Below are 26244 nucleotides of genomic sequence, written 5' to 3'. Positions count from 1 at the left end.
CAAGGAAACGGGGTGTTTGCGCACGCAAATGCGCCCGAGCCTATCGATAAAACAGCTCGGCGGTTAAATTAACGTAAATGGTAAATTCAGGCCGGTGAGATAGAGTATATAGGCAACAATCACGAATGCCGCGACCGCCACCAGAACCCACATCAGCTTCCAGCGCTGTTTGCGGTCGGACCCGCGGCGGGCGCGGTCTTCCATGAAGGTGCGCTGGCGGGCCTTGCTTTCGTCGGATGGCTGGCTATCGGTCATGGGAATACAATACAGCAAAAGCGGGAGTGCGCAAAATCATGCCGCTTTCGGGTGCGGCCTGCGGGTGAACCGGCCGCCGGCGCGGTAGCGGTCCATATAGGTGGGTAGAATAACCTCAAGCGCCGTCGGCGTAATGCCCAGATCGGCCAGTTTATGCGCGCCTTGGCTGACTATATTGTCGCGTTTGAGCAATTCGACCTGGTCCGGTGTCAGCAAGGGGCGGGGCAGCAGTTGCAGAAAATACGCCTTCAGTTTTGCGGCCCAGAACGGCGCGGGCACGAGCCAGCGGTCAAGCCCGGTTTCCGCCAGCATCAGTTTTAAAAGCTGTTTGAAGCTGTAAACTTGTGGACCGCCAAGTTCGTAGGTCTGCCCGCTTGCTTCGGTGCGGGAAAGCGCCGCCATGATGGCGTCCGCGACATCGCCGACATAAACCGGCTGGAATTTTGTCTTACCGCCGCCGATCAGCGGCAAGGCAGGAAACAGTTTTGCGAGCCCGGCGAACATGTTGAAAAAACCGTCTTCGGGCCCGAACACAATGCTGGGCCGCAGTACTGTCGTGCCGGGAAATTCTTCGCTCGCCGCTTCTTCGCCGGCCGCCTTGCTGCGCGCGTAGGCGGACTTGCTGGTCGCGTCGGCGCCAAGTGCGGAAACATGGATAAAACGTTTGACGTTCGCAGCCTTCGCTATGCGCGCGATGCGGCGCGGCACGTCGGCATGGATGGTGTTGAACCTGTTGCGCCCGCGCTGGAACAGGATGCCGGTCAGATTGACCGCGGCGTCGGACCCGCGCAGCGCGGCGGCGACCGAAGCGTCATCGCGCAGATTGCATGGCACGGCGACGATCTGTCCGACATTCCCGGCGTGCTTGAGCGGCAGAACGCGTTCGGGCGACCGGGTGGCGATATGGATGCGTATGCCGGTTTTGGCCAGTTCCCGCACAAGGTAGCGTCCGATAAAGCCGGTGCCGCCGAAAATGGTGATCTGTTGCATCGTCGCCTTTCACAAAAAACCAGATAAACAATTGATAAGTAAGCAAGTTAGCAGCAATTGCCGGGCGCGCCAAGCGCGGGGCCGCAAAAACAAAACTGGCAATTACGAGCGGTAAACCCTATTAGATATCAATGTGCTGGCGATCCCGGCGCGGCTTGACTTGGCGGCTGGCGGGCCTTACGACCTTGCCTCTGCCGGGTGACCGGTCAGGATGTGTTCAGCCCGTATCCGGCAACGGATATGCCCAAGTGGCGGAATTGGTAGACGCGCAGGTTTCAGGTACCTGTGGCAGCAATGTCGTGGAAGTTCGAGTCTTCTCTTGGGCACCATCCTTATTAGTAAGGGCATGAACATATGACGATTACTCTGCACCGGGGCGATATCCCGGCCGGCCTTTCTTTCGGCGATAGCATCGCGATCGATACCGAATCCATGGGACTGAACTGGTCGCGCGACCGGCTTTGCGTGGTGCAGCTTTCATCCGGTGATGGCAACGCCCATCTGGTACAGTTTCCCAAAGGTTCCTATGACGCGCCGAACCTTAAAAAACTTCTGACCGATCAGAAAGTCTTGAAGATATTCCATTATGCGCGCGCCGATATCGTGCCGATTGCGCATTATCTTGGCGTGATGACGCAACCGGTTTACTGCACCAAGATCGCCTCGGCGCTGGTCCGGACCTTTTCAAGCCGCCACAGCCTGAAGATCCTGACCAAGGATCTGCTCGGCATCGAACTGTCGAAGGAACAGCAAACTTCCGATTGGGGCGCAGACAAGCTGAGCGAAGATCAACAACGCTACGCCGCGACCGACGTGCTGCATCTGCACGCGATCAGGAAGAAACTTGATGAAATGCTGGCGCGCGAAGGCAGGACGGAAGCCGCAAAGGCGGCCATGGAATTCCTGCGCCACCGTGCGCAGCTTGATCTCGAAGGGTTCAAGGATATCGACATCTTCTCTTATAACCCCATCCCGATGGCGTTGTCGTAGGCACCGCCCGGCCATGGTGAGCGCACAGCCCATGACCCAAAAACCGCCGGAGCAGGATTTGCCCGATGATACAGATATGCCGCTTGGCGCGCCGCCGGCCGGCGGCAAGCAACCCCGCCGCTGGCAGCAGACGCGCAAACCGGTCGCACATGACCGCGGCCACAGCACGCGCGTGCGGTTTTTGCGCATCGCGCTGCCTGCGCTCGCGCTCTCTATAATCGCCGCCGTGTTTTATTGGCCGGTCGATGCGCCGCAAGTGAAGGTTGTATTGCCGGCGGAACTGCCGAAGGTCACGATGGAACAGCCGCGTTTTACCGGCACCGACAGTGCGGGCCAGCCCTTCGTGATCACGGCCACGCGCGCGCAGCAGCTTTCGGGCCGCATGGCGGTCGTCGATCTTGATAACCTCGAGGCGGAAATCAGTTTGAAAGGCGGCACGGATACGCGCGGCCGGGCACGGATTGGCCGCTTCGATCAGGAACAGCGGCGGCTCTGGCTCGGCGGCAACGTGCAGCTCTCCGACAGCCGCGGCCACCGCTTTGCCGCGTATGAACTGAATATCGATATTCCCACCCGTACGGCCTGGAGCGAAAAACCGGTGCGCCTGAGCGGCGATTTCGGTACGGTCACGGGCGACGGGATCAAGGTTTTCGACGGCGGCAAAACGGTTATCTTCACCGGTCGCAGCAAGGCCGTGCTGAGCGGCAAGCAAACAAAAACGGAAACGGCGGAATAACCATGTCTTATGCAAACCGATTGATCGTCTCCTTGATCGCCTGCCTTCTTGTATCGCCCGTTCAACCTGCGCGGGCGCAAAGTGAGGGCGGCCTGATGGGCGGCCTTGGCGGCGGTGCACCGATCGAGATTACAGCCGAAGAAAGCCTGGAATGGCACGAACCGGAACAAATGTATGCGGCGCGCGGCGCGGCCAAGGCGGTGCGCGGCGATTTTACGGTCACGGCCGATCAGCTTTTCGCCTACCAAAAAAAGAACGCCCAGGGGCAGGATGAAATCGTGCGGCTGGTAGCGGAGGGCAATGTGCATATCGCCTCGGCCAGGCAGGAAGCCTGGGGGCAGCGTGCGGTTTATGATGTGACGCAGAAAGTCGCTGTGTTGACCGGCAGCGGCCTGAAATTCGCGGGCAACGACACGGTGGTGACGGCGCGTGATCGGTTGGAATACTGGGAAGCGCAGCGCAAGGCGGTGGCGCGCGGTAACGCCATCGCTTCGCAAAACGACAGGCGGGTGGAAGCCGATGTGCTGACCGCGCAATTCGTTGAATTGCCGAACGGCAAGCAGGAGCTTGAGCAAATGCTGGCGCAGGGTAATGTAACGGTGGTCACCAAAACCGATGTCGCGCGCGGCGAAAAGGCGGTCTATGACATGCGACGCGATATCGCCATTATGTCGGGCGGCGTGCGCGTGACGCGCGGCCAGAGCCAGCTTGAAGGCGCGGTGGCGGAAGTCGATTTCGCGACCGGCCTGAGCCGCATCATGAGCAATGGCAGCCGCAAGGCGGGCGACGGACGGGTGCGCGCGCTGCTGGTACCGGATAAGAAATAGCGGGCAGGAACAGGCATGAAACCGAAGAAAAAAACGATACTGAAGGCTGTGCCTACGCCCATGGATGCGCTGCGCGCGCAGGCCGCGCCCGATACAGGCCTTTCGGCCGCGCATCTCGGCAAGCGCTACAAAAAACGCCCGGTTCTGCACGATGTAAGCCTCAGCTTGCAGCGGGGCGAGGTGGTTGGGCTGCTCGGGCCTAACGGCGCGGGCAAGACCACCTGCTTTTATATTCTCACCGGCCTCGTGCAGCCCGATGGCGGCACGATCATGCTTGATGGCGCCGATGTCACCGGCCTTCCCATGTACCGCCGCGCGCGCATGGGGCTCAGCTATTTGCCGCAGGAAGCCTCGATCTTCCGCGGGCTTTCGGTCGAAGATAATATCCGCGCCGTGCTTGAGGTTGTGTCGGCCGAGCGCGACGTGCGCGAACAAATGCTCGATGAACTGCTGGCCGAATTCGGCATCACCCATCTGCGTCGTGCGCCCGCGCTCGCGCTTTCGGGCGGCGAGCGGCGGCGCGTGGAAATTGCGCGCGCGCTGGCTTCGCAGCCGCACTTTATATTGCTCGATGAGCCGCTGGCGGGTATCGATCCGATCGCGCTCGCCGATATCCGCGATCTTGTCGGCCAATTGCGCGACCGCAATATAGGCGTGCTAATCACCGACCATAACGTACGCGCCACGCTGGAAATCGTTGACCGCGCCTATATCATTCATGACGGCAAGGTGCTGATGGAAGGCCTGCCGGAGGAGATTGTGGCCCATGCCGATGTGCGGCGTGTTTATCTGGGCGAAGAATTCAGGATGTAGGCTTGGGCGCGCGTATTTGCGCCAACCCTTAAATTCCCGTTAACGGGCCGCACGAATGAGCGGAAAAACGCCTGATTTTATTATCTCGGCAAATTCGGTGCCAAATTTCGCTCCGGCAATGAAGCCTTAACTTTCGTTGCGTAGCCTTGTTGGCATGAACGTGACGCAACGCCTCGACATACGTCAATCCCAGTCTCTGGTCATGACGCCGCAGCTGCAGCAAGCGATCAAGCTTCTGCAAATGTCGAACCTTGAGCTTGGCGCATTCGTGGCGGCGGAACTGGATAGCAACCCCTTGCTTGAACGTGCCGAAGGCGAAGGCGACGATTTTCCGGTGGCCGAAGATGTGCCGGTTGTAAGCGAAAGCGCTGCGGCCGGGGAATTGACCGGTGATTTGCCGGTGCAGGAATATACCGATAGCGGCAAGGAATATAATGCCGATGATGCGTGGGCTGACGGCGTGGCCCATAACGCGGCCGATGGTGCCGCCAGCAGCCTCGGGCAAATTCAGGGTCACGGCCAGCAATTCAGCGATGGCGAAACATCTTTCGAACAAACGGTGGCTGCCGCCGTAAGCCTGCGCGAACACCTGCTTTCGCAGGTTCATGTCGATCTGTACGAACCCGATGAACGCATGATCGGGAGCGCCCTGATTGAAATGCTGGACGAGGCAGGTTATCTGCCGCCCGATCTTGACCTCGTGCGTTCCCAGATGGGGGCGACCGAAGCGCAGTTCGCATCCGTGATCGAAAAGCTGCAATCGTTCGACCCGCCAGGTATTTTTGCCCGCTCGCTGCAGGAATGCCTTGCGTTGCAGTTGCGCGAAAAAAACCGGCTGGACCCGGCGATGGAAGCATTGTTGGCTAACCTTGGGTTGCTCGCGAAGAACGACAAGGCGCAGCTGATGAAGCTTTGCGGCGTGGACGCCGCAGATCTTGCCGATATGGTTACCGAGATTCGCGCGCTCAATCCCAAACCCGCCACGGCCTTCGTCAATGACGTGGCGCAGCCGGTGGTGCCGGATGTGATCTTGCGTGCCGTGCCCGGCGGCGGCTGGCATATCGAGCTAAACACCGAAACGCTACCGCGCGTGCTGGCCAACGAACGCTACTACAATCAGGTCAGTGGCTCTTCGCTCAAGGCGGGAGACAAAAGCTATATCAGCGAACGTTGGCAGCAGGCGAACTGGCTGGTCAAGGCGCTGCATCAGCGTGCGACCACGATTTTGAAAGTCGCGAGCGAAATTGTGCGCCAGCAGGATAAATTCTTTGTCTATGGCGTGGCACAGCTGAAGCCGCTTATCTTGCGCGATGTCGCGGCCGCGATCGAAATGCATGAATCGACCGTAAGCCGCGTGACCAGCAACAAGTTTATCGCCACGCCGCGCGGCATTTTCGAATTGAAGTATTTCTTCTCCACCGCCGTTGGCGGGTCGGAGGGCGGCGAAAGCGTGGCGGCCGAAGCCGTGCGTCACCGCATCAAGACCCTGATCGAAGCCGAGCGGCCGGACGATATTTTGTCGGACGATCGTATTGCGGCCATGCTGAAGCAGGAAGGCATATCGGTGGCGCGCCGTACGGTCGCCAAGTACCGGGAAAACATGCATCTTGGCTCATCGGCCGAACGGCGCCGGCAAAAGGCCTCGTGACCGCTTTTGCATGCCGTGTTATAATGGCATGAATGACTTAATTATACTTTTATTTCAACAGGTTAGGTAAACTTGACACCCTTGCGGGATGCTTTCTATGCTGACGGCCATGAACCAGAAGCCGCAGCAGTCCATACCGGTTTAGAAAAGTCGCTCTTCGTGGCGCACCTTGACTGTACGGCCCCTTAAACCATCAGGATTGAACCTCCATGCAATTGTCCGTCAAAGGCAAACAGGTTGATGTCGGCGATACGCTTCGCCAACATGTCGAAAAAAGTCTTTCCGAGATCGTCAGCAAGTATTTCAATGCCCCGCTTGATGCACAGGTAACCTTCTCGCGCGAAGCGCACATGTTCCGGGCCGATATTCAGGTTCATGCCCGCCGCGGCATTACGCTGCAAAGCAGCGCACTTTCCGGTGATGCTTACCCCGCTTTCGATGAAGCGGCCGGGCGCATGGCGACGCGGCTGCGCCGCTATAAAAGCCGGCTGCGCGACCATCACCAGCAACAGCAGCAGGATAGGGCGGAACAGGAAGCCATTATCGCCAGCTCATTCGTTCTGCACGGCCATCAGGATACGCATGAGGAAGAGATTGCCGAAAACCCTGTCGTTGTCGCCGAAATGACAACGCCGATCGATACGCTTGCCGTCAGCGAAGCCGTGATGCGGCTTGATCTTGGCGATCTGCCGGCGCTGATGTTTCGCAACCGCGCCAATGGCGGGTTGAACATGATCTACCGCCGCACGGACGGGCATATCGGCTGGATCGATCCTTCACAAAATGTTGCCGTCAACAAACCCGCCCAGAGCGCCGCATCGGGGGCCACCAAGCCCGCGGCCAAAACCGCGATCAACAAATAATAAACAGGCCTGCTCATGGAAAAATTCGTTACATCGGATAGTGTCGTTTGCAACCTTGCGGCTGCCGACAAAAAACAGCTTCTGCAGGCGCTTTCCGCGCTTGCCGCCGGGGTCGTCCCGGTGACGGACCATGCGATCTTCGACGTATTGCTGGAACGCGAACGTCTCGGCACCACGGGCGTTGGTCACGGTATTGCCATTCCGCACGGCAAGGTCGCCGGGCTGAAGCAGGTGCACGGCTTTTTTGCACGGCTTGCCGCCCCGGTCGCGTTTGACGCGATCGACGAACAGCCGGTCGATCTTGTGTTCATGCTGCTTGCACCCACAGATGCGGGCGGCGACCATTTGAAGGCGCTGGCGCAGGTTTCGCGCATCCTGCGCGACCAGAAGATGTGCGAACGTTTCCGCGCCGCGCGCGATAACGCCACGCTGTTCGGGCTTTTGACCGAAGCGCAGCAAGCCGCCGAAGCAGCCGCCTAAACGAATATTACTGGGTTTTTAGTGGACCGAAACCGCTTCCAGCTCGTGCTGGAGGATGGTGGCGAAGGCCAGTGCCCGTTCGTTGACGACCGTAAGCGGGGTGCCATCGGCGGCGAATACGGCGTGCAATGTCTGGCCATCGACGCGCACGGCCTTGACGTAAGCGTAACTTTCGAGGCCGAGGTTATTCAGCTCCTGGCTGTCGAAGATGCTTTTGCCTTCAAGTTCGTCAATCCGCATTGTAACCCGCCTCGAAATACCGGTTAAAATAACGCCCGGGTTTTGAAGCCCCGGAAACTGTTTTTTTCTATATTTTTACTATACGGGTAAGGCGATAAATAATCCTTAATTACGGCCTAAGCGGCGGGCGGAAGCCAAGTTTTCCACAGATTTCTTGTGTAAAAACCGAGTCGTCTTGACGCTCGCCGGAGCGCGCCGCAAAGTGTTGCCACAGATAGGTTGGATTTTAGGAAAATGCACGATCTCGCAGCCGCCATGCCGGCCGCCAAGGCCACAAAACAAACAGAGCAGGCGCCTTTCAAGCCGGGCACCGATGAGCATAAGCGCCGCTTCTGCCGTATGTTGCTCGATACCTTCGATGCTTATAAGCCCACCGTCATCGCCTGGCCCGCGCTTGCGCCGGATGCGCTGGTGCGGCTGATGGGGCTGCCGTTCTGGGATGTCGCGGTGCAGACAGAAGGCTTCGCATCGTGCCGTGTGCAGGCGCTCGCCGACCGTCTGGAGGACCCGCTTTTGAAGGAAGCGGTGCAGCTCAATGCCTTCGAAGAAGGCCGGCACAAGCTGGTGATCGAACATATGCTACGTTTTTATGGCATCAAGCTCGCGCCGGAGCCGGATTATGCGCCGCCGCGCGACGCGGAATGGGCCTTTATACGCACAGGCTATGGCGAATGTTTCGACAGTTTCTTCGCCTTCGGCCTGTTCGAACTGGCGCGCCGTTCCGGCTATTTTCCGCCTGCGTTGGTCGAGGTGTTTGAACCCGTGATCCATGAAGAAGGGCGGCACATTCTGTTCTTCGTGAACTGGCTGGCCTGGGCGCGGGCGCAAAAATCGCTGCCCGGCAAGCTGTGGTTTGTCGTGCGCTGCGCCGCCGCGCTTGCAATCAGCGCGTTTAACCGCCTGTCGCTGGCCGGGGCCGCCGATGGCGGCAAAAGCGGGGATAATTTTGTCAGCGCCGGAGGTGATGCGCTCGCGGTTTCCCTGACGCCACGTCTGTTCCTTGAAACCTGTCTTGCCGAAAACGACCGGCGCATGGCACAGTATGACCCGAACCTGCTGCGGCCACGGATCATGCCGTTTCTGGCGCGGCAGGCGCTTCGCTTCATGAAAAAATAGGGGGAACCGATGCTGGTTGGCGTGCCGAAGGAAATCAAGGTGCATGAATACCGCGTTGGGCTTACCCCCGCATCGGCGCGCGAGCTGGTGCAGGCGGGCCATAAGGTGATGGTTGAAGCCGGTGCGGGCGCCTCCATCGGTTTTGAAGACAGTCATTATAAAACGGCGGGCGCGGTCATCGCGCCGGACGCGAAGAAGATTTTTGCCGAAGCCGATATGATCGTGAAGGTCAAGGAACCGCAATTGCCGGAATGCGCCATGCTGCGCGAAGGGCAATTGCTATTCACTTATCTGCATCTTGCGCCCGACCCGGATCAAACCAAGGCATTGCTTAGATCCGGTTGCGTGGGCGTTGCATATGAAACCGTGACCGATAAGGCCGGTCGCCTGCCGCTTTTGACGCCGATGTCGGAAGTCGCGGGGCGTATGGCTGTGCAGGCCGGCGCGCATTACCTTGAAAAAGTGCAGGGCGGGCGCGGCGTGTTGCTTGGCGGCGTGCCGGGCGTGCTGCCGGCGCGCGTGGTTGTGCTGGGTGGCGGCGTTGTGGGCACCAACGCCGTGACCATCGCCGTGGGCATGGGCGCGCGGGTCAAGGTGATTGACCGCTCGTTGCCGCGTCTCGCTGAGCTGGACGCCATGTTCGGTCCCCGCATACAAACGGTTTATGCAACGAGCGAATCGATCGAAACACATGTGCTGGCGGCCGATCTTGTGATCGGCGCGGTGCTTATTCCTGGCGATGCGGCCCCCAAGCTGGTGACGCGCGATATGGTGCGGCGCATGCAGCGCGGCTCCGTGATTGTCGATGTTGCGATCGATCAGGGCGGTTGTGTCGAAACCGCGCGCCCGACCACACATGCCGACCCGGTCTATACGGTGGATGGTGTGATCCACTATTGCGTCGCCAACATGCCCGGCGGTGTGGCGCGCACATCGACCTTCGCGCTCAATAACGCCACGCTGCCCTATACGCTGGCGCTGGCGGGCAAGGGTTGGCGCAAGGCGCTGGCTGAAGATGCCGGGTTGCGCAACGGGCTTAACGTGGCCTACGGCAAGCTCACCCATGCCGGCGTGGCGCGTGCATTGGGGTTGGCTTGCGTGGATGCGGAAACAGCCATCAGCACATCTGTGCCCTAAGCTGCCGGGGCATGCTGCCTATGCGGCGGCTTCTTACAAAAGCATGGAGCTCGCCGACCTTGTCCAGATTCTGGCCTATGGTTTGTTCATCGGCCATTTTAAGTAATCTTATGACCCTGTCTTCCATCGCCGGATGCGTGGAAAACGTTTTGCGCCATAGCTGCATGCACAGGGCCGTCATTTTTTCCGGCCGAACCGTACTTTTTGACGTGTGGTGTTTTGCCAGCGCATAGGCAACCAATACCGGGTTGTCTATGAGCTTGGCCGCGGCTTTATCTGCGGCAAACTCCCTTTGCCGCCTGTAATGCATGGCGATGAAGTTCGTAACAAGTGGGACAATCAGTGCCAGGCCCAAAGCAAACGGGAATGGCAGCAGCATCAATGATGTTGCGAGCGGCGCGGCAGCTGTACCGGAGCCAGAAGAAAAAAGAGACAAGGCGCTTATAAACGCAACATGAAAAAAATTGATACGCACATAGGTGTTTGTGAAGGTTCTGGCATTTTCCAACGGCGGGAATCTTTTGTAATCCCGGTTCATCAGGTGGCCGATTTCATGAGCCAGTATTCCGTATCGCTCTTCATCGGTGTATTTGTCTTCGTCAAGAAACCCTTCGTTGACGGAAAGTACCGCGGCAAGCCCGGGTTCATGTATGACCCTGATGGAGCCATCAATTATTTTTGATCGCCATATGCCGTTGTATCCGCATAGAACAACGGGTGTTTTTCTTTCGTCCAGTCCCGCAGCTTCGCTTAGTTCCTCAACCATGGCGACGACTTGGCGGAATTTCCCGTATAGTCTGTGTGAAGGGTCTATGCTGTATGCCGCTTTCAATTTTTCCAGACGCGCAGGTCTTTGTTCGTTTGTTAGAAACGACCCGCCTCCGAAAGACTTGAAAAGAAGGGCTGTTGCTATGGTCATGGCCAATGCCACGGGATTATGGACCCCTACAATGACGGCAGCGGCAAGAGAAAACAGCCCGATATGATGGCTTGTTTCGGACAAGCCTTCTGGAAAAAAGTTTTTCATAAATAAATTGTGGCCATAGTTTATGCGGCGACGGCAATATAGCAACGGTCAGATTTAGTGCAATATAAATATAGGCTGTACGCAACGGAGCGCATTAACCATGCGGCTCCTGGAGCAAGTGAAGTTGGGAAAACCTACTTTTTCACCAGAACTGCGCAGAAAAAACCATCGGTGCCATGTTGCGCCGGGGTAAGGCGCAGGTAATCGCCCTTGCAGGGCGGCGGCGCGGTCCCAAGCGCATCGGGCCATATCTCGGCATAGGGAATGAGCGCAAAATCGGCATGCGCGGCCAGGAACTTTTCGATCTGTTCCTCGTTTTCTTCGCGCAATAACGAACAAGTAGCGTAAACCAGCCTGCCGCCCCGTTTCACCAGCCGCGCGGCGCTGGCCAGAATGCGGGCCTGCTTTTCCTGCAATTCCGTCAGCGCGGGAATATCGCGGCCCCAGCGCGCATCCGGGTTGCGGCGCCATGTGCCGGTCCCGGTGCATGGCGCGTCAACCAGCACGCGGTCGAAATCGCCCAGATGTTTTCTGACCCACGGGTCGTTTTCGTCCTTCAGATCCTGCGTTTTGATGTTGTGCAACCCGGCGCGGCGGAAACGTTCCTGCGCGCGCTTCAGCCTTTTATCCACGACATCGCATGCGACCACATGGCCCTTGTTCCGCATCTGTGCGGCGATGGCCAGCGTCTTGCCGCCTGCGCCTGCGCAAAAATCGGCGGCGCGCATGCCCGGGTTCGCATCGAGCAAGAGCGCGACGATCTGCGAGCCTTCATCCTGCACCTCGATCGCGCCTTGCTTGAACAAATCAAGATTGCCGAGCGGCATGCGCGCCGAAAGGCGCAGGCCCACGGGGGAAAGCTTGCACGGCACGGCTGGAATACCTTGCGCCTTCAGTTTTTCTATTGCTTCTTCGCGCGTTATCTTGACGGGGTTGGCCCGCAGATCGACCGGCGCTTCTTCCATCTGGGCCGCCAGTTCCCGCGCGGCGGCATCGCCGTACAGTGCATGCAGTTTTTCATAAACCCATTCCGGGCATTCATGCTGCGTAGCTTCGGGCATATGCGGGTGCGCGGCCGTGCGACCCTTCAGGTTTTTCAAAAGTTTCTGTTCGGCTTCGTCGCAAGGGGCGGGGGCAAATTTTTCGCCGTTGCAATCCTTCATGATACTGTCGCCTTCGCGGCCGCGTACGGTCATCAGCCATGTCAGAAGCCGCGTGCGCGAGGTATCGGGCGCTTGCAGATGCGCAAGCCACCAGCCGATGCGCCCGTGATGGCGGATCACGCCGTACAGCATGGTCGATATCGTGGAACGGTCTTTTGCGCCGATATAACGGTGGGTACGGAAGTACTGGCCCGCGGCTACGTCCGCCGGTCGCGGCATGGCGCGCAGGCTTTCAAGGATATCGATAGCGGCTTGCAGATGTGCGGCTGGTTTCATGGAAACTTATACTGTCTTTCTTGGCTGCTATGTGCGGCGCCCGGCTGCTGGCCCGGCAATATGGCACAAAAAGAAAGGGGAAATGCAAATTAGTTGGTGGCAGCCGTCATTACATATGACAGGCGGCGCGGGCGGCCTTTTTCCTGTGTGTCGGAATATGCGCGACGTGCGCCGCAACCCGCCTTGAGAAACGCGAACTGCCATGGCTAAAATCACGGCCCATTTTGTTGGATCTGTAATAGGCCAGCTCTTGTTCGTGCACTTTGCGCAACAGTTTCCTGCGCGTACGGCTATCGATGAAAGCATGGTTGATGGCGTTGCGCGTAAGCGCTATGCGTTCTCTGGCACTAAGCCCCAGATTACGCCCAATATGCGCATATTCGTCGGCAATGCCGTGCGCGGTATTTTGCCCGGAAGGAAAAAGCAGGGCCGGATCGTCGGAACCAAGAACAACGTCGCAGCCGGCCTTGCGAAAACGATTGAGCGGGTGCTCGGAAGGATTGCCGTTGATGACTTCTTCCAACAGGTAATTGCTGGTCGGGCATTGTTCCACGGCAACGCCGTTGTTGCGAATAAGCTCGAGCGTGGCTTCATCCGTTGCCGCCTTTATGCCGTGGCCGATGCGGTCAACGCCAAGCACCTCGATTGCCTGCTTGATTTCACTAACGTCGGTGCTGGGCACTTCGCCTACGTGAACGGTGGTTCCGAGGCCGCTTGCCTTGGCTTTTTTGAAGGTTTCGGCAAAGTCGCCCAGGCTGAACTGATGCTCGTCGCCCGCCATGCCCCAGCCGGTGACATACTTTTTAGCCAGCCAGGATTTTCTGCGGTGATCGAGGCACATATCGAGCAGTTCGGCGGCCTTGCGTGGCCCCAAATGACGCTTGTCGGTGACAATAACCCGCGCTTCGATCCCGAACTTCTTGTTTGCCCGCTGGATCGCGCGGCAGATGGCATCCATGTTTTTCTCATAAGCCGCCGCTGCATCCGGGTCGTCTGCACGCACATTGTTAAGTGCGGATGTGCTGATCTCGGTATAGACCACGCCTTGTTCGTGGGCGCGGCGCAGGTAATCGAAGGTCAGCTCTTCCATATTGGCAGGCGTGCGGATGGCATCCACGGCCATGCCGTAAACCTGGTGGAATAGCTCGTGCGTTTTCATGTCATTGAGGCCGACGGGCATTTCCTTGCCGCGCGCCGCCGCCGCCTTTTCAATAACGTCTATGAGAAATGCACGGAAATCCGGCCTGCCCGACCATTGCTCGTCGCCGCGTAGCTTCAGGGCTTCAACAAGAACCGCTGCGGCTTTTAGCTTGGATAGCGCGCGCCAGTCTTCGCGGCTGCGTTCGCTTTCGGGAATGGCTTCTAGCGCGTCCCTGTTTTCGAAAAGAAATCTTTCAAGAAGATCGACCGTCCACACAGCGTTCAAATGAACGTGCATATCGGCCTTGGGCAATAGCGACATAATAAAAACCACGAATCCGGTTAACTATGAATATCAATGCATTATCGCTTATTTGGCCCATATGGAACAACGGTTAAAATCCTTTCGCTAGCTATAAATATGCATTTCCCTCTCACGCGGACAAAAAAAAGGTAACGACGATCCGAGCCCTGTTTGCCCGGCCGTTACTTTTGCTGTGTTAACTAGAAATGACACAAATTACTTGCGTTTTTCGCATGATATATTAAACAGCACGCACAATGAAACGGTAATTCTGGGGCCAGCATTACCTGCGATGATTTCTGGAATTGATATTTGCCCGTATATGGGCCGGGACGCATATGTCTGACGAGTCAAGCAAGTTTACATATTCGGAAGCGCAACTTTCCGAACTGACAACGTTGCTGCGCGAAGAAGGCGCGATCGGCCAGGATGTCGTGGTCGATAGCTTCCTGGCGGCCGGCGGCTCCGGCAGCGTTTTCCGGCTTCGCGGCGGCGCGCTCGATGGCAAACTCATCAAGCTTCATGTCTGGTATCCGGAAGGGCATCAGCGCCACGGTGACTATGACCGTGAGATGGAGGTGTTTGATACGCTCCAGCCGGTCGTGGGCGAACTGACAAATTCCGGGGTGGGCATTCCTGCGCCTCTTGCGCATGGCAAATTTTCCGATGACGGCAGGCGTAAAAAGATATCGGCAGCAGGCGGCCGCGACTTTTTCGCATGGAACACGATGGAGCTTTTGCCCGGCGCTTCCACCAATTCGCGTAGAATTGACTATGAACTGGAAGCGCATGAAAAACAGAGACTTGGGCAAAATATTGGCGATGTTCTGGCAATACTGCACAGATCGACCGACAAGATAGTCAGGCGGTATCGTTGGCGCTGGAATAAGCCGAAGATGATCGCCAAGGTGAGGCCCGCAGAAGAGTTTCTGTTCAAACAAACCCAAAACATGCTCGGGAAACCGGGCGGGCCTGCCGATTTAACGCGATGTGATGCATCGCTGGGCGCTTCCAGCACGGATGTGGAAACGGTTATGAAGGTTTGCAGCCGGGAAATCCTGTCCGGTTTCAGAAGGGCCGGATGGAACGAATTTTTCCGCAACATCATCAATCTTGGCGGCCTGTTGCCGATTTTGAAAAGCAGATATGTGCTGGCGCATGGCGACGCCAATCTCGCGAACCTGATGCTTGGCGGCAATGGCAACAAGACGGATGTGACCGCCGTGATCGATTGGGGCCAACCGCGCCACACCCTGGCGGAATTCGAACTTGCGCACCTTGGGGCCGTGGGAAGCGTGCTTCAGTATGCCATCAGGCGCTATGAAGATGCGTCGGGCAGAAAGCTTGATCACAGGCTTGTTTATGCCGCCGCTGCTGCCAACGCCTATCACTGGATGCAGGAAAGCATCAAAGCCCAGGACCACCTGAAGATGACCACAGACCCGGACAAGTATGACAGGTTCATACTGCGCCGCCAGTCGGCCATTGAAATGATGGAAATATGCCTGAACCGCCACGGCATGGAAGGCATGCGGCCGGTTGTAAACAGGTTGCGCGTGGCTCACGGTTACCCGCGGCTTTAAGGCATTCTCGGTATAGCTCATTTCTTTGGATACGGTATGTCTAGCGCATTTTTCAAAGTTAAAAAGTTTCTTTCTCCTGATGAACAAAGAGAGCTTAGCGGGCTCGTTCAGGACCGGCTTGGTCTGAGCGGCTACCAGATTCTGGGTTATCTGGGGCAAGGCAGATACGGCGTCACATATCTTGCGCAATCTTCCTCCGGTGAAATGGTGGTGATCAAGATCAGTCGGGAAACGACCAACCCTTATGTGCGGGAAATCTTCGATACCGAAGTGAAATCGCTGCAGACCATCAAACAGCAGAAAATCCGTTTTGCGAACGGCGTGCAGGTTCCGTGGCTGATCGAAAGCAAGAGCTTTGCCGAAGGCGATATGCCGGTTTTCGGTTCGGATAAAATTATCGGCTACCAGATTATGACGTGGATTCCCGGCAGTGAAACATCGCATGAAATCATTAACGATGCGCTGATCGAAGGCGATAAGGAAGGTTTTGTTGCCCGCTATGCCTCGTCTCTGGCGGCCTTGCTGGGCGATATGCATTTCAAGCTGGACAAGATGATCGGCAAGGACGATGTCAAGCCGCTCGAGAGCGACAGGGCCTACGAATATGCCCTGCTTGCCAAGGCGCATGCCGAGACCAGCGCACACAGGGTGACTGCGCTTGCGGCGACAAACAGCCTGATCGAAGATATCAAGAAGTCATTCGCGGAATCGGTCGCGCAAAACGGCACGGTTGTCATTCATGGCGATATGCATGCCGGTAACGTTCTTTTGCACCGCGATGGCGAAGTTAACAGCGTGTTTGATTTTTCCCATGTGCGCAGAACAGCACCGGAACTGGAGCTCGTAACGCTCTCGCCATCGCCTCTCTTTATGGTGCAAACGGCTGAAAAATACACTGTAGAGACCGGCCGGGTTCTTAACAAAAAACTCTTGTATTCGACCGCAGCTGCAATGTGCGTGCGGTACTATTTGTTCTTCCAGGAACGCGCCGCCGAAGGCGAGGCAGGCGCGGCAGAGAAGCAGGAACTGTACCGCTATGCCGCCGTAGCGCATCTTGAGGCGCTGGCCGCTGTCACCGGTAAATCGGAATATACCGAATATGCAAAGATATTGCGCGGCGAGGAATCGTCCGACCCGGTGGCGCGTCGCTTCGTGGACCGGGACACGCCGTCATCATTCCCGTGTCCCTTTTAAGCGCGCAGGTCGCCCCGCCTCGGCAGAAGCACTGGTTTGTATGGCGGGGTTTTGGCGGGCATAACGGCCCAGGGTCCTGATAAGGTTTTTCACGAAAGGCCGCGCCCGCCTTAATCCACCCGGTAATTCGGCGCTTCCGATGTTATCTGCACGTCGTGCACGTGGCTTTCGCGCAAGCCGGCGTTGGTGATGCGCACGAACTGGGCGCGCTTGTGCAGGTCCTCGATCGTCGCGGAGCCGGTGTAGCCCATGGCGGCGCGCAGACCTCCCACCATCTGATGCAGCACCTGCCCGACGGGCCCCTTGTAGGGCACGCGGCCTTCGACGCCTTCAGGCACCAGCTCGAGCGGGTCGGTGCCCTGTTTCTGGAAATAACGGTCGGCGCTGCCGCGCGCCATCGCGCCGACGCTGCCCATGCCGCGGTATGATTTGTAGGAACGGCCCTGATACAGAATTTTATCGCCCGGCGCTTCATCGGTGCCCGCGAACAGAGAACCCATCATCACGCAATCGGCGCCGGCCGCCAGCGCCTTGACCAAATCGCCCGAATATTTGACCCCGCCGTCGGCGATAACCGGGATTTTTTGTTTATGCGCAGCTTCGGCCGCATCCATCACCGCCGTCATTTGCGGCACGCCGACACCCGCGATCATGCGCGTGGTGCAAATCGATCCGGGCCCGATCCCCACTTTCACGGCATCCGCCCCGGCATCAATCAGCGCCTTGGCAGCGTCCATCGTTGCGATATTGCCCGCAATCACCTGCGCGTAATTGGAAAGCTTGCGCACCTTTTTGACCTGATCGAGCACCTTTTCCGAATGGCCGTGCGCGGTATCAACCACCACGGCGTCCGCGCCCGCTTCGAACAACAGTTCGGCGCGGCGAAGGTTTTCCTCGCCCGTGCCCACGGCGGCTGCGACGCGCAGGCGGCCCTTTTCATCCTTGCAGGCGCTGGGGAAGGCGTGCGCCTTTTCGATATCCTTGACGGTGATGAGACCGAGGCAACGATAGGCATCGTCCACCACCAGCAGCTTTTCGATACGGTGCTGATGCAGCAGGCGCTTGGCTTCGCTCTGGCCCACGCCTTCGCGCACGGTCACAAGCTCATCCCGCGTCATCAGTTCGGAAACCGGCTGCTGCATGTTGGTGGCGAAACGCACGTCGCGGTTGGTAATGATGCCGACAAGCTTGCCGGAAGGCTTTTCCACGACCGGAATTCCGGAAATCTTGAAATCCGCCATCAGCCGCAGCGCGGAAACCAGCGGCGCTTCGGGCGTGATGGTGATGGGGTTGACCACCATGCCGCTTTCGTAGCGCTTGACCCTGCGGACTTCTTCCGCCTGCGCTTCGGGCGCCATGTTGCGGTGGATCACGCCAATGCCCCCGGCTTGCGCCAGCGCGATCGCGAGCGACGATTCGGTTACGGTGTCCATCGCCGCAGAAATCAGCGGAATGCCAAGCGTTATGGTACGGGTCAGGCGGGTCGAGGTATCGACATCGGCGGGCAGCACCTTGGATGCCTGCGGTACAAGCAGGACATCATCGAACGTAAGGGCTTCCTTGAAGCTGGCCATGCGGCAAGATACTCGGGAAAAATCCTGAGTCAAGCACCGTGAAAAATAAATGGCTTAGAGGCAGGGGCGGGCGCGGTTTTTCTCGCTCCCGGGCCGGCAACCGCCGGCCCGGGACACGGAAAACAGCAGAATCAGACGCCCTTCATCGCGGCGGCACGGACCTTTTCGTCCACCTGCGCTTCGAACTTCTTGAAGTTGTCGGCAAACAGCTTGGCCACCTGGGCCGCGCTCTTGTCGTAGGCCGCCTTGTCGGACCAGGCCGCGCGCGGGTTCAGCGCATCGGCCGGCACGCCGGGCACGCTGGCCGGAATGGCAAGGCCGAACACGCCGTCATCAACAAACTTGGCCTGCTCCATCGCGCCGTTGAAAATGGCGCGCACGAGCGTGCGGGTGATGTTGATGGGCATACGTTCGCCAACGCCGTAACCGCCGCCGGTCCAGCCCGTGTTCACGAGCCAGCAATTGACCTTGTGATAGGCGATCTTTTCGCCCAGCAGCTTGGCGTACACGCCCGGCGCGCGCGGCATGAAGGGGGCGCCGAAGCAGGCGGAGAAGGTCGCCTGCGGCTCGGTCACGCCGCGTTCGGTGCCGGCCACGCGGGCCGTATAGCCGGACAGGAAGTGATACATCGCCTGTTCCGCGGTCATCTTGCTGATCGGGGGCAGCACGCCGAAAGCGTCGCAGGTCAGCATGATGATGTTCTGCGGCAGGCCGCCGATACCGGTTTCGGAAGCGTTGCTGATGAAATCAATCGGGTAGCAGGACCGCGAATTTTCGGCGAAGGTCGCATCGTCGAAATCGACCTTGCGCGCATCGTCGTCCATCACCACGTTTTCGAGCACGGTGCCGAAACGGCGCGAAGCGGCGTAAATTTCCGGCTCCTGCACCGGGTTCAGGCGGATCGCCTTGGCGTAGCAGCCGCCTTCAAAGTTGAACACGGTATGGTCGGTCCAGCCGTGTTCGTCGTCGCCGATCAGCGTACGCGAACCGTCGGCCGAAAGCGTGGTCTTGCCGGTGCCCGAAAGCCCGAAGAAGATCGCCACGTCGCCTTCGGCGCCGATGTTGGCCGATGCGTGCATCGGCATCACGCCGCGCTCGGGCAGCATGTAGTTCATGATCGAGAATATCGATTTCTTGATCTCGCCCGCATAGGCGGTGCCGCCGATCAGGACCAGCTTGCGCGCAAAGTTCACGATGATGAACGTGCCGCTGTTGGTGCCGTCGCGGGCCGGGTCGGCCTGGAACTCGGGGAAGTCAATGACGGTGAATTCGGGATCATGTTCCGCCAGCTCGGTTTCGGCCGGACGGATGAACATATTGCGGGCAAACAGGCTTTGCCAGGCATGTTGCGTCACGACGCGTACCTGCAGGCGGTAAGTCTTGTCGGCGCCGGCCAGCAGGTTCTGGGTGTAAAGCTCGCGGCCTTCGGCCCATGCCAGCATGCGCTTGTGCAGGGCGTCGAAGGTTTCGGCGCTGATCGGGCGGTTGACCTTGCCCCAATCAATCGTATTCTTGGTGTGGCTGTCTTCCACGATAAACTTGTCGTTCGGCGAACGACCGGTATGCGAACCGGTCAGCGCGCGCAGCGCGCCATCGGCGGTTAGTTCGGCTTCGCCCTTGCGCAGGGCGTGTTCGTAAAGAGCGGCGGGGAGAAGATTGCTGTGAACCGCGGTAAGACCGGTGAACCCGAGCGTGCTCAGATCATCCTGTTTGCGCGTGCTGGTTTTTGTATCCTGATTGGCAGGCTGGGCCAGTTTGGTCGCAGTCTTGCTCATTTGGTTCTCTCCCACTGTCGGTGAACGTTTGTTTTTTAACCAAAACAGGGCTTTGTCGCCCTGTTTGGCCGGCGCTTTATATCATACGGCCGGAGGAGTCAAAAAACTTTCATGCAAAAATTAACCAAATAAAATGCGAATACGCGCTTATTCGACCCGAATTTTCCACGCTAATTCCTTTTTTAGGACACAGTTTTTGTGCCATAATTTCGAAGTTTCAAGCCGTTACCTGCTTTCCATGCCGAAAAGCAGGTCTTAACCATCCCGAACAACAAAAAGAGGATTGTGCAGTGCCACAAAGAATCGCTCTTGTTGACGATGACCGCAACATTCTGACTTCGGTCAGCATGGCGCTTGAGGCGGAAGGGTTCGAGGTGAACACTTTCAATGATGGCGACGAGGCGCTACGAGGCCTCAGCCAGCGCCCGGCGGACCTTGCCGTGCTCGATATCAAAATGCCGCGCCTGAACGGAATGGAGCTGCTGCAGAAGTTGCGTGCGCAAAATACCACGGGAACGATGCCGGTTATCTTTCTCACCTCGAAAGACGAGGAGGTGGATGAAATCATGGGTCTGCGCATGGGGGCGGACGATTACATCAAGAAGCCGTTTTCCCAGCGTTTGCTGCTGGAACGCATCCGTGCGCTGTTGCGCCGTGAAACGGAGCGCGCCAGTGGCGGCGACAGCGACCCTGCCAACGTCATCGCGCGCGGCGACCTTGTGCTCGATGGCGCTCGCCATGTCTGCAACTGGAAGGGCAAGGAAGTTGACCTGACGGTCACGGAATTCCTGTTGGTCAAGGCGTTGGCGCAACGCCCCGGCCATGTGAAAAGCCGCGACCAGCTGATGGATGCCGCCTACGGCGAATCGATTTATGTTGACGACCGCACGATCGACAGCCATGTCAAAAGGCTGCGGAAGAAGTTCCGCGATGTCGATCCGGAATTTGCTCAGATAGAAACGCTTTATGGTGTTGGATACCGCTACCGGGAATAAGCCAGCGGAAGAAAGCAAGGCTGCTCGGACCCCCAAACAACGTCGCCGCCATGGCTGGTGGCTATGGCAGCACCAGCCCGATGGCAGCCGGCGTGTGTCCCCGCTTGCGCTGCGCATCCTTGCGGTTAACAGCCTCGCGCTTGCGATCCTTGTCGGCAGCTTGCTTTACCTTGGCCGCTATGAAGAACGCCTGATCCAGTCGGAAATCGAATCGCTTGGGGTCGAGGCGCACATTTTCTCGAACGCGCTCGGCGAAGGCGCCGTGATCCTCGATTACGAAGAGCGCAGCGTGCTTTCCCCCGAATTATCGAGCCAGATGGTGCGGCGTCTGGTCGAAGCTTCTGATGCGCGCATGCGTTTGTTCGATAGCGACGGCAGCATGGTTGCCGACAGCCGTGTGCTGGCGGGCACCGGGCGGCGTATCCAGATCGTAAGCGTGGACGAGGTCGTCTCGACCGGCTGGCTTTCGCGCGCCGCCGATACGGTCAAAGGCTGGCTGGCCGGCATTTTGCCCAAGCGCCACGGCTATCCGCGCTACATGGAAACCTATAACCAGAAAGCGGGACAGTTTCCGGCCGTCATCTATGCGCTGCGCGGCGAAACGCGCAACCAGGTCTGGTTGCAGGACAACGGCGATTTGTTGCTTACCGTCGCGGTGCCGGTGCAACACTATAAGCAGGTGCTTGGCGCGCTGATGGTTTCGCGTTCCGGTGCAAATGTTGATAATGCCATCGCCAATGTGCGTATCGACGTGCTTCGCATTTTCTGCGGCGTTCTTTTCATCACCATCCTGCTTTCGCTTTACCTTGCGCGCACAATTGCGCAGCCGGTCAAGCTTTTGGCCGAAGCGGTTGAGGGCGTGCGCCGGCGTGAGGCCGAGGTCAGCGGCCTTGGCGGCGCCGCCACATTGCTCTCGCAGCGGGAAATCCCGGATTTCAGCGCTCGCGCCGATGAGATCGGCGAGCTTTCCGCCGCGCTGCGCGCCTTGACGCAGGCGCTGGTGCAGCGCATCGGCGCGATCGAGAATTTTGCCGCCGACGTGGCGCATGAAATCAAGAACCCGCTGACATCGCTCCGCAGCGCCGTCGAAACCGCCGGGCGCGTCAAGGATCCGGAACAGCAGCAAAAACTAATGGCCGTGATCCGCGACGATGTTGACAGGCTTGACCGGCTGATCAGCGATATTTCGACCGCGTCCCGCCTGGATGCCGAACTGAGCCGCGCTGAAATGACCGCGATTGATCTCGGGAAGCTGCTTTCCGCCGTGACCGCGCTATATGGCACGCGCGGGCAGAGCGGCGTGAAGCTTGTGCAGCCCGTGCCGGACGGGCTGACAATCAAGGGCATAGAAGGGCGGCTTACCCAGGTATTTTCGAACCTGATCGATAACGCGCTTTCGTTTTCGCCCAAAGATGGTTTGGTCAATGTCCATGTGCGCCGCGACGAACATTCGGTGACCGTGACGGTGATCGATCAAGGGCCGGGCATGCCGGAAAACAAACTGGCTGATATCTTCAACCGTTTTTATACCGAACGGCCGCGCAGCGAAAAATTCGGCACCCATTCGGGCCTTGGCCTCAGCATCGCCAAACAGATCGTCGAAGCGCATCGTGGCCAGATATGGGCCGAGAACAATGAAAACGATATGGGCGGGATTATCGGCGCGCAATTCTTTGTTAAGCTGCCGTTGGCAGGCGGCTAATGCCTTTGTGCGGGGTTTTCACCCCGGCCTTGCGCCCCGCGCACAACAATTCTATTTTGCCCGTTAACACGGTCTTTTCAGCCATCAGGAGCCAGCCAAATGACTAACGTCGTGATCGCCTCTGCCGCCCGTACACCCGTCGGCTCCTTCAACGGTTCGCTCAGCAGCCTGTCAGCCCATACGCTGGCTGTGCCGGTGATCAAGGCCGCTATGGAAAGCGCCAAGGTGCAAGGCGCGGATGTGGGCGAAGTGGTAATGGGGCAGATCCTTGCGGCCGGCATGGGGCAGGGCCCGGCGCGGCAAGCGGCTGTGGGAGCCGGTATCCCGGTTGAAAAAACCGCATACTCGCTTAACCAGCTGTGTGGTTCGGGCCTGCGCGCGGTGGCCAACGGTTTCCTTTCGATCGGCAGCGGTGAACAGAGTGTCGTGGTTGCCGGCGGCATGGAAAGCATGAGCAAGTCGCCGCATTGCGTCCATCTGCGCAACGGCGTCAAGATGGGCGATACCGATATGGTCGATACCATGATCAAGGATGGCCTGTGGGATGCCTTCAACGGCTATCACATGGGTGTTACGGCCGAAAACGTGGCGCAGAAATGGCAACTGACGCGCGAAATGCAGGATGAATTTGCGGTGTCATCGCAGAACAAGGCCGAAGCCGCGATCAAGGCCGGTAAGTTCAAAAATGAAATCGTTCCCGTCACTATCAAGGACCGCAAGGGCGATATCGTCGTGGATACCGACGAATTCCCCCGCTTCGGCGCAAGCATCGAAGGCATGGCGAAGCTGAAGCCCGCTTTCCAGAAGGATGGCACGGTCACGGCGGGCAATGCTTCGGGCATCAATGACGGCGCAGCCGTCATGGTGTTGATGAGCGAGGAAGAGGCGGGCAAGCGCGGCGTGCAGCCGCTGGCCCGTATCGCGGCATGGGCTTCCGCCGGGGTCGATCCGGCGATCATGGGTACGGGCCCGATCCCGGCAAGCCGCGCGGCGCTGGCGCGCGCGGGCTGGAAGCCGGACGATCTTGACCTTATCGAAGCGAACGAAGCCTTTGCGGCGCAGGCGCTCGCGGTCAACAAGGAAATGGGCTGGGATCCGGCCAGGGTGAACGTCAATGGCGGTGCGATCGCGCTCGGTCATCCTATCGGCGCTTCGGGCGCGCGCGTGCTTGTTACGCTTTTGCACGAAATGCAGAAACGGGACGCGAAGAAAGGCCTCGCTACTTTATGCATCGGCGGCGGCATGGGCATCGCCATGTGCGTGGCGCGCGATTGATTGACGGAAACAGAAAAACAAAAAAAGCAGACAACAGGGAAAACAGGGGCAGGGATATGACAAGAACGGCAATCGTAACCGGCGGCACGCGCGGGATCGGCGAAGCCATCGCGGTCGCGCTAAAGGCGGCCGGCTGCAACGTGGCCGCCACCTATCACGGCAACGACGAAGCGGCAAAGGCGATGAGCGATAAAACCGGCATTGCGACCTGCAAATTCGATGTCGCGGATTTCGCAGCCTGCGCCGAGGGCGTGCGCAAGATCGAAGCCGATCTCGGCCCCGTCGATATCCTCGTCAACAATGCCGGCATCACACGCGACAGTTTCCTGCACAAGATGGAACCCGAACAATGGCACGCGGTGCTTGAAACCAACCTGACCTCGCTTTTCAACATGTCGCGCAACGTGATCGAAGGCATGCGCGCCCGCAAATGGGGCAGGATCATCAATATCAGTTCGATCAACGGCCAGTCGGGCCAGATCGGCCAGACCAACTATTCCGCCGCCAAGGCGGGCGTGATCGGCTTTACCAAGGCGCTGGCGCTTGAAGGTGCGCCCAAGGGCATCACGGTCAACGCCATCGCACCCGGCTACGTCGATACCGACATGGTGCGCGCGGTACCGTTCAATGTGCTGGAAGCGATTGTGGCGCGGATTCCCGTCAAGCGTCTTGGCAACACCGACGAGATCGCCAAGGCTGTGCTGTTTCTGGTCAGCGAGGAGGCTGCCTTCATGACCGGCAGCACGCTGACCATCAACGGCGGCATGTATATGTCGTGACCGCGCGGGCCGCCAAGGCGCGCAAGAAGGTCAAGCCTGCGGCGCAGTCTGCTGCCCGCTATCCCGACAGGCCGTGGGCCGGGGTCATCATTATCGTGCTCAAGGAAGACAATGTGCTGCTGGTGCGCCGCGCCAAGGAACCGCATGCGGGGCTTTGGGGGCTGCCCGGCGGCGCGATCGAGCTGGGGGAGGGCATCTACGATGCCGCGAAGCGCGAAACCCGGGAAGAAACCGGCGTCACCATAGACCCGTTCGCCATCATCGATATCAAGGAAATCATCCAGCGTGATGCCAGGAAGCGCGTGGAATATCATTATTGTCCCATCATCATCGCCGCGCATTGGGTAAAAGGCCGGGTGCGTGCGGGCAGCGATGCGGCGGAAGCGCAATGGGTCGCGGCCGCCGATATCGGAGCTACGGCGGGTTTTCCCGATACGGCTTTTCTTGTGCAGCGGGCGATGCTGCTGCGCGCGCTTTAATCCTTCGGACTTTCGATAAGGACGGCAGCCGTGCTTCGGGGGCCATGAAGGATCAGGAGAAACGGTCCTTGGCGGCGCGGAGCGCGGCAAACACCGCGATCGGGTCGGTCCCGGCCGGAAGGCCGCTTTTGGAAAGCGCCTGCTGGAAGCCTTTGTTATCGGCGCGCAGGAAGGGGTTGGTTTTCTTTTCGGTTGCCAGGCTGACGGGAAGCGTGGCGTGGCCTTGCTGGCGCTTCTTGCGCACATCGCTGATGCGGGCTTTGAGATCGGGGTTGTCTTCATCGAGCATAAGCGCAAAGCGCGCGTTGGCTTCGGTGTATTCGTGCCCGCAATAGACCTGCGTTTCGTCCGGCAGCTCGCGCAGCTTGCAAAGCGATTGCCACATCTCGTTCGGCGAACCTTCGAACAGTCGCCCGCACCCGAGCGAGAAAAGCGTGTCGCCGCAAAATAGCGCGTTCAGCCCGGCAAAGTAAAAGGCAATGCCGCCCGATGTGTGGCCCGGCGTTTCGATCACTTTCGCCTTGATATCGGAAAAGGTCACGCTGTCGCCTTGTACCACGCCGCGATCCATATCCTTGATGCGGGCGCGTTCCTTGTCGGGCGCGATAATCGCCGCGCCGTATTCGCGCTTCAGTTTGATATTGCCGCCGATATGATCGTTATGATGATGGGTGTTGAGAATAAGGGTCAGATGCCAATCGTTTTTCTTTAACGCCTTGCGCACGACATCCGGGTCCCCCGGGTCAACCACCATGGCAAGGCCAAGCTCGGTATCGCCCACGAGATAGATGTAGTTATCGGCAAATGCCGGGAGAATCTCGGTTATAAAAGCCATAGCGGCAGTTTCCACCATTGTTCGTTAAAATTTGCTATACAAGGCCCT

Annotated in this window: 25 protein-coding genes and 1 tRNA gene; 17 read left to right on the top strand and 9 right to left on the bottom strand. The window is 58.6% G+C overall.

Translation table 11 applies throughout. The annotated features are described in order from the left end of the window. Positions 1 to 63 precede the first annotated feature (63 nt). Entirely contained in the window at positions 64 to 255 is a 192-nt protein-coding gene (locus tag GC131_05405) for a hypothetical protein (GenBank protein MBI1273499.1), read from the bottom strand. A 36-nt stretch (positions 256 to 291) separates the two neighbouring features. Next, positions 292 to 1245 (bottom strand): NAD-dependent epimerase/dehydratase family protein, encoded by a 954-nt coding sequence (locus GC131_05400; protein MBI1273498.1) that lies wholly within the window; start codon positions 1243 to 1245, stop codon positions 292 to 294. A gap of 242 nt (positions 1246 to 1487) precedes the next feature. Between GC131_05400 and GC131_05395 the strand changes: the two genes are divergently transcribed. The 8 genes from GC131_05395 (at position 1488) to ptsN (ending at position 7602) form a co-directional block, all read left to right on the top strand. Next, positions 1488 to 1574, top strand: a tRNA-Leu gene (locus tag GC131_05395). A 25-nt stretch (positions 1575 to 1599) separates the two neighbouring features. Continuing rightward, positions 1600 to 2235 (top strand): ribonuclease D, encoded by a 636-nt coding sequence (locus tag GC131_05390; GenBank protein MBI1273497.1) that lies wholly within the window; start codon positions 1600 to 1602, stop codon positions 2233 to 2235. Continuing rightward, positions 2093 to 2971: an LPS export ABC transporter periplasmic protein LptC gene (gene lptC / locus GC131_05385; GenBank protein ID MBI1273496.1), complete on the top strand. Its 879-nt coding sequence runs from the start codon at positions 2093 to 2095 to the stop codon at positions 2969 to 2971. Before GC131_05390 ends, lptC begins: the two co-directional genes overlap by 143 nt. 2 nt (positions 2972 to 2973) lie before the next feature. Continuing rightward, positions 2974 to 3798, top strand: coding sequence for a hypothetical protein (locus GC131_05380; protein MBI1273495.1), 825 nt, complete (start codon positions 2974 to 2976; stop codon positions 3796 to 3798). A 15-nt stretch (positions 3799 to 3813) separates the two neighbouring features. Continuing rightward, complete coding sequence (lptB, locus tag GC131_05375) at positions 3814 to 4611, top strand: LPS export ABC transporter ATP-binding protein (protein ID MBI1273494.1); 798 nt, start codon at positions 3814 to 3816, stop codon at positions 4609 to 4611. Between the two features lie 154 nt (positions 4612 to 4765). Continuing rightward, positions 4766 to 6259, top strand: a complete 1494-nt coding sequence (rpoN, locus tag GC131_05370) for an RNA polymerase factor sigma-54 (GenBank protein MBI1273493.1) — start codon at positions 4766 to 4768, stop codon at positions 6257 to 6259. Positions 6260 to 6468: 209 nt separating this feature from the next. Next, complete coding sequence (gene raiA / locus GC131_05365) at positions 6469 to 7122, top strand: ribosome-associated translation inhibitor RaiA (GenBank protein MBI1273492.1); 654 nt, start codon at positions 6469 to 6471, stop codon at positions 7120 to 7122. A gap of 15 nt (positions 7123 to 7137) precedes the next feature. Continuing rightward, a complete protein-coding gene (ptsN, locus tag GC131_05360) occupies positions 7138 to 7602 on the top strand; it encodes a PTS IIA-like nitrogen regulatory protein PtsN (protein MBI1273491.1) in 465 nt (154 codons plus the stop codon). A gap of 18 nt (positions 7603 to 7620) precedes the next feature. Here ptsN and GC131_05355 read toward each other — a convergent pair whose 3' ends face one another. Continuing rightward, the gene (locus GC131_05355; protein MBI1273490.1) at positions 7621 to 7842 is read right to left on the bottom strand and encodes a DUF1150 family protein; all 222 of its coding nucleotides are present in this window, start codon (positions 7840 to 7842) and stop codon (positions 7621 to 7623) included. Between the two features lie 255 nt (positions 7843 to 8097). On the opposite strand from GC131_05355, the gene GC131_05350 reads away from it, so the two are divergent. Both GC131_05350 and ald read left to right on the top strand, forming a co-directional pair. After that, positions 8098 to 8958 (top strand): ferritin-like domain-containing protein, encoded by an 861-nt coding sequence (locus tag GC131_05350; GenBank protein MBI1273489.1) that lies wholly within the window; start codon positions 8098 to 8100, stop codon positions 8956 to 8958. 9 nt (positions 8959 to 8967) lie between these two features. Then, positions 8968 to 10095 (top strand): alanine dehydrogenase, encoded by a 1128-nt coding sequence (ald, locus tag GC131_05345; protein MBI1273488.1) that lies wholly within the window; start codon positions 8968 to 8970, stop codon positions 10093 to 10095. Here ald and GC131_05340 read toward each other — a convergent pair. The 3 genes from GC131_05340 to GC131_05330 all read right to left on the bottom strand — a co-directional run bounded on the left by GC131_05340 (position 10076) and on the right by GC131_05330 (position 14023). After that, complete coding sequence (locus GC131_05340) at positions 10076 to 11122, bottom strand: M48 family metalloprotease (protein MBI1273487.1); 1047 nt, start codon at positions 11120 to 11122, stop codon at positions 10076 to 10078. The two genes, ald and GC131_05340, sit on opposite strands and share 20 nt — an antisense overlap. A 134-nt stretch (positions 11123 to 11256) precedes the next feature. Then, positions 11257 to 12561 carry a methyltransferase domain-containing protein gene (locus tag GC131_05335; protein MBI1273486.1) on the bottom strand — a complete coding sequence of 435 codons (1305 nt, stop codon included), beginning with the start codon at positions 12559 to 12561 and terminating at the stop codon, positions 11257 to 11259. Positions 12562 to 12670: 109 nt separating this feature from the next. Then, a complete protein-coding gene (locus tag GC131_05330) occupies positions 12671 to 14023 on the bottom strand; it encodes a hypothetical protein (protein ID MBI1273485.1) in 1353 nt (450 codons plus the stop codon). A 320-nt stretch (positions 14024 to 14343) separates the two neighbouring features. Between GC131_05330 and GC131_05325 the strand changes: the two genes are divergently transcribed. Together GC131_05325 and GC131_05320 are read left to right on the top strand one after the other, a co-directional pair. Continuing rightward, a complete protein-coding gene (locus GC131_05325; GenBank protein ID MBI1273484.1) occupies positions 14344 to 15588 on the top strand; it encodes a phosphotransferase in 1245 nt (414 codons plus the stop codon). A gap of 36 nt (positions 15589 to 15624) precedes the next feature. After that, the gene (locus tag GC131_05320; GenBank protein ID MBI1273483.1) at positions 15625 to 16782 is read left to right on the top strand and encodes a phosphotransferase; all 1158 of its coding nucleotides are present in this window, start codon (positions 15625 to 15627) and stop codon (positions 16780 to 16782) included. 110 nt (positions 16783 to 16892) lie between these two features. On the opposite strand, the gene guaB is transcribed toward GC131_05320, so the two are convergent. Further along, on the bottom strand, positions 16893 to 18356 hold the full coding sequence (gene guaB, locus GC131_05315; GenBank protein ID MBI1273482.1) for an IMP dehydrogenase: 1464 nt from the start codon (positions 18354 to 18356) through the stop codon (positions 16893 to 16895). Between the two features lie 131 nt (positions 18357 to 18487). Then, positions 18488 to 20131, bottom strand: a complete 1644-nt coding sequence (locus tag GC131_05310; protein ID MBI1273481.1) for a phosphoenolpyruvate carboxykinase — start codon at positions 20129 to 20131, stop codon at positions 18488 to 18490. Between the two features lie 290 nt (positions 20132 to 20421). On the opposite strand from GC131_05310, the gene GC131_05305 reads away from it, so the two are divergent. From GC131_05305 to GC131_05285, 5 genes are all read left to right on the top strand, one after another. Beyond that, positions 20422 to 21126 (top strand): response regulator, encoded by a 705-nt coding sequence (locus GC131_05305; protein MBI1273480.1) that lies wholly within the window; start codon positions 20422 to 20424, stop codon positions 21124 to 21126. Next, a complete protein-coding gene (locus GC131_05300; GenBank protein MBI1273479.1) occupies positions 21098 to 22828 on the top strand; it encodes a HAMP domain-containing protein in 1731 nt (576 codons plus the stop codon). The genes GC131_05305 and GC131_05300 overlap by 29 nt, the downstream gene beginning before the upstream one ends. A gap of 99 nt (positions 22829 to 22927) precedes the next feature. Then, positions 22928 to 24103, top strand: a complete 1176-nt coding sequence (locus GC131_05295; protein MBI1273478.1) for an acetyl-CoA C-acyltransferase — start codon at positions 22928 to 22930, stop codon at positions 24101 to 24103. A gap of 56 nt (positions 24104 to 24159) precedes the next feature. After that, the gene (phbB, locus tag GC131_05290) at positions 24160 to 24882 is read left to right on the top strand and encodes an acetoacetyl-CoA reductase (GenBank protein MBI1273477.1); all 723 of its coding nucleotides are present in this window, start codon (positions 24160 to 24162) and stop codon (positions 24880 to 24882) included. Further along, positions 24879 to 25361: an NUDIX domain-containing protein gene (locus tag GC131_05285; GenBank protein MBI1273476.1), complete on the top strand. Its 483-nt coding sequence runs from the start codon at positions 24879 to 24881 to the stop codon at positions 25359 to 25361. Before phbB ends, GC131_05285 begins: the two co-directional genes overlap by 4 nt. Before the next feature lie 52 nt (positions 25362 to 25413). Here the strand turns inward: GC131_05285 and gloB are convergent, their stop codons facing one another. Next, positions 25414 to 26196 (bottom strand): hydroxyacylglutathione hydrolase, encoded by a 783-nt coding sequence (gloB, locus tag GC131_05280; protein ID MBI1273475.1) that lies wholly within the window; start codon positions 26194 to 26196, stop codon positions 25414 to 25416. Positions 26197 to 26244: the final 48 nt, after the last annotated feature.

The organism is Alphaproteobacteria bacterium, from assembly GCA_016124955.1.
In the GTDB taxonomy this organism is placed as follows: domain Bacteria; phylum Pseudomonadota; class Alphaproteobacteria; order UBA9219; family RFNS01; genus RI-461.
The sequence above is the reverse complement of the archived record's forward strand: the minus strand, read 5'-3'. Positions and strand labels throughout refer to the sequence as shown.

Excerpts from the sequence above, each read along its gene's own strand:
- GC131_05405 (MBI1273499.1), bottom strand. The coding sequence starts at position 255 with ATGACCGATAGCCAGCCATCCGACGAAAGCAAGGCCCGCCAGCGCACC.
- GC131_05400 (MBI1273498.1), bottom strand. The coding sequence starts at position 1,245 with ATGCAACAGATCACCATTTTCGGCGGCACCGGCTTTATCGGACGCTAC.
- GC131_05390 (MBI1273497.1), top strand. The coding sequence starts at position 1,600 with ATGACGATTACTCTGCACCGGGGCGATATCCCGGCCGGCCTTTCTTTC.
- lptC (MBI1273496.1), top strand. The coding sequence starts at position 2,093 with ATGAAATGCTGGCGCGCGAAGGCAGGACGGAAGCCGCAAAGGCGGCCA.
- GC131_05380 (MBI1273495.1), top strand. The coding sequence starts at position 2,974 with ATGTCTTATGCAAACCGATTGATCGTCTCCTTGATCGCCTGCCTTCTT.
- lptB (MBI1273494.1), top strand. The coding sequence starts at position 3,814 with ATGAAACCGAAGAAAAAAACGATACTGAAGGCTGTGCCTACGCCCATG.
- rpoN (MBI1273493.1), top strand. The coding sequence starts at position 4,766 with ATGAACGTGACGCAACGCCTCGACATACGTCAATCCCAGTCTCTGGTC.
- raiA (MBI1273492.1), top strand. The coding sequence starts at position 6,469 with ATGCAATTGTCCGTCAAAGGCAAACAGGTTGATGTCGGCGATACGCTT.
- ptsN (MBI1273491.1), top strand. The coding sequence starts at position 7,138 with ATGGAAAAATTCGTTACATCGGATAGTGTCGTTTGCAACCTTGCGGCT.
- GC131_05355 (MBI1273490.1), bottom strand. The coding sequence starts at position 7,842 with ATGCGGATTGACGAACTTGAAGGCAAAAGCATCTTCGACAGCCAGGAG.
- GC131_05350 (MBI1273489.1), top strand. The coding sequence starts at position 8,098 with ATGCCGGCCGCCAAGGCCACAAAACAAACAGAGCAGGCGCCTTTCAAG.
- ald (MBI1273488.1), top strand. The coding sequence starts at position 8,968 with ATGCTGGTTGGCGTGCCGAAGGAAATCAAGGTGCATGAATACCGCGTT.
- GC131_05340 (MBI1273487.1), bottom strand. The coding sequence starts at position 11,122 with ATGAAAAACTTTTTTCCAGAAGGCTTGTCCGAAACAAGCCATCATATC.
- GC131_05335 (MBI1273486.1), bottom strand. The coding sequence starts at position 12,561 with ATGAAACCAGCCGCACATCTGCAAGCCGCTATCGATATCCTTGAAAGC.
- GC131_05330 (MBI1273485.1), bottom strand. The coding sequence starts at position 14,023 with ATGTCGCTATTGCCCAAGGCCGATATGCACGTTCATTTGAACGCTGTG.
- GC131_05325 (MBI1273484.1), top strand. The coding sequence starts at position 14,344 with ATGTCTGACGAGTCAAGCAAGTTTACATATTCGGAAGCGCAACTTTCC.
- GC131_05320 (MBI1273483.1), top strand. The coding sequence starts at position 15,625 with ATGTCTAGCGCATTTTTCAAAGTTAAAAAGTTTCTTTCTCCTGATGAA.
- guaB (MBI1273482.1), bottom strand. The coding sequence starts at position 18,356 with ATGGCCAGCTTCAAGGAAGCCCTTACGTTCGATGATGTCCTGCTTGTA.
- GC131_05310 (MBI1273481.1), bottom strand. The coding sequence starts at position 20,131 with ATGAGCAAGACTGCGACCAAACTGGCCCAGCCTGCCAATCAGGATACA.
- GC131_05300 (MBI1273479.1), top strand. The coding sequence starts at position 21,098 with ATGGTGTTGGATACCGCTACCGGGAATAAGCCAGCGGAAGAAAGCAAG.
- GC131_05295 (MBI1273478.1), top strand. The coding sequence starts at position 22,928 with ATGACTAACGTCGTGATCGCCTCTGCCGCCCGTACACCCGTCGGCTCC.
- phbB (MBI1273477.1), top strand. The coding sequence starts at position 24,160 with ATGACAAGAACGGCAATCGTAACCGGCGGCACGCGCGGGATCGGCGAA.
- gloB (MBI1273475.1), bottom strand. The coding sequence starts at position 26,196 with ATGGCTTTTATAACCGAGATTCTCCCGGCATTTGCCGATAACTACATC.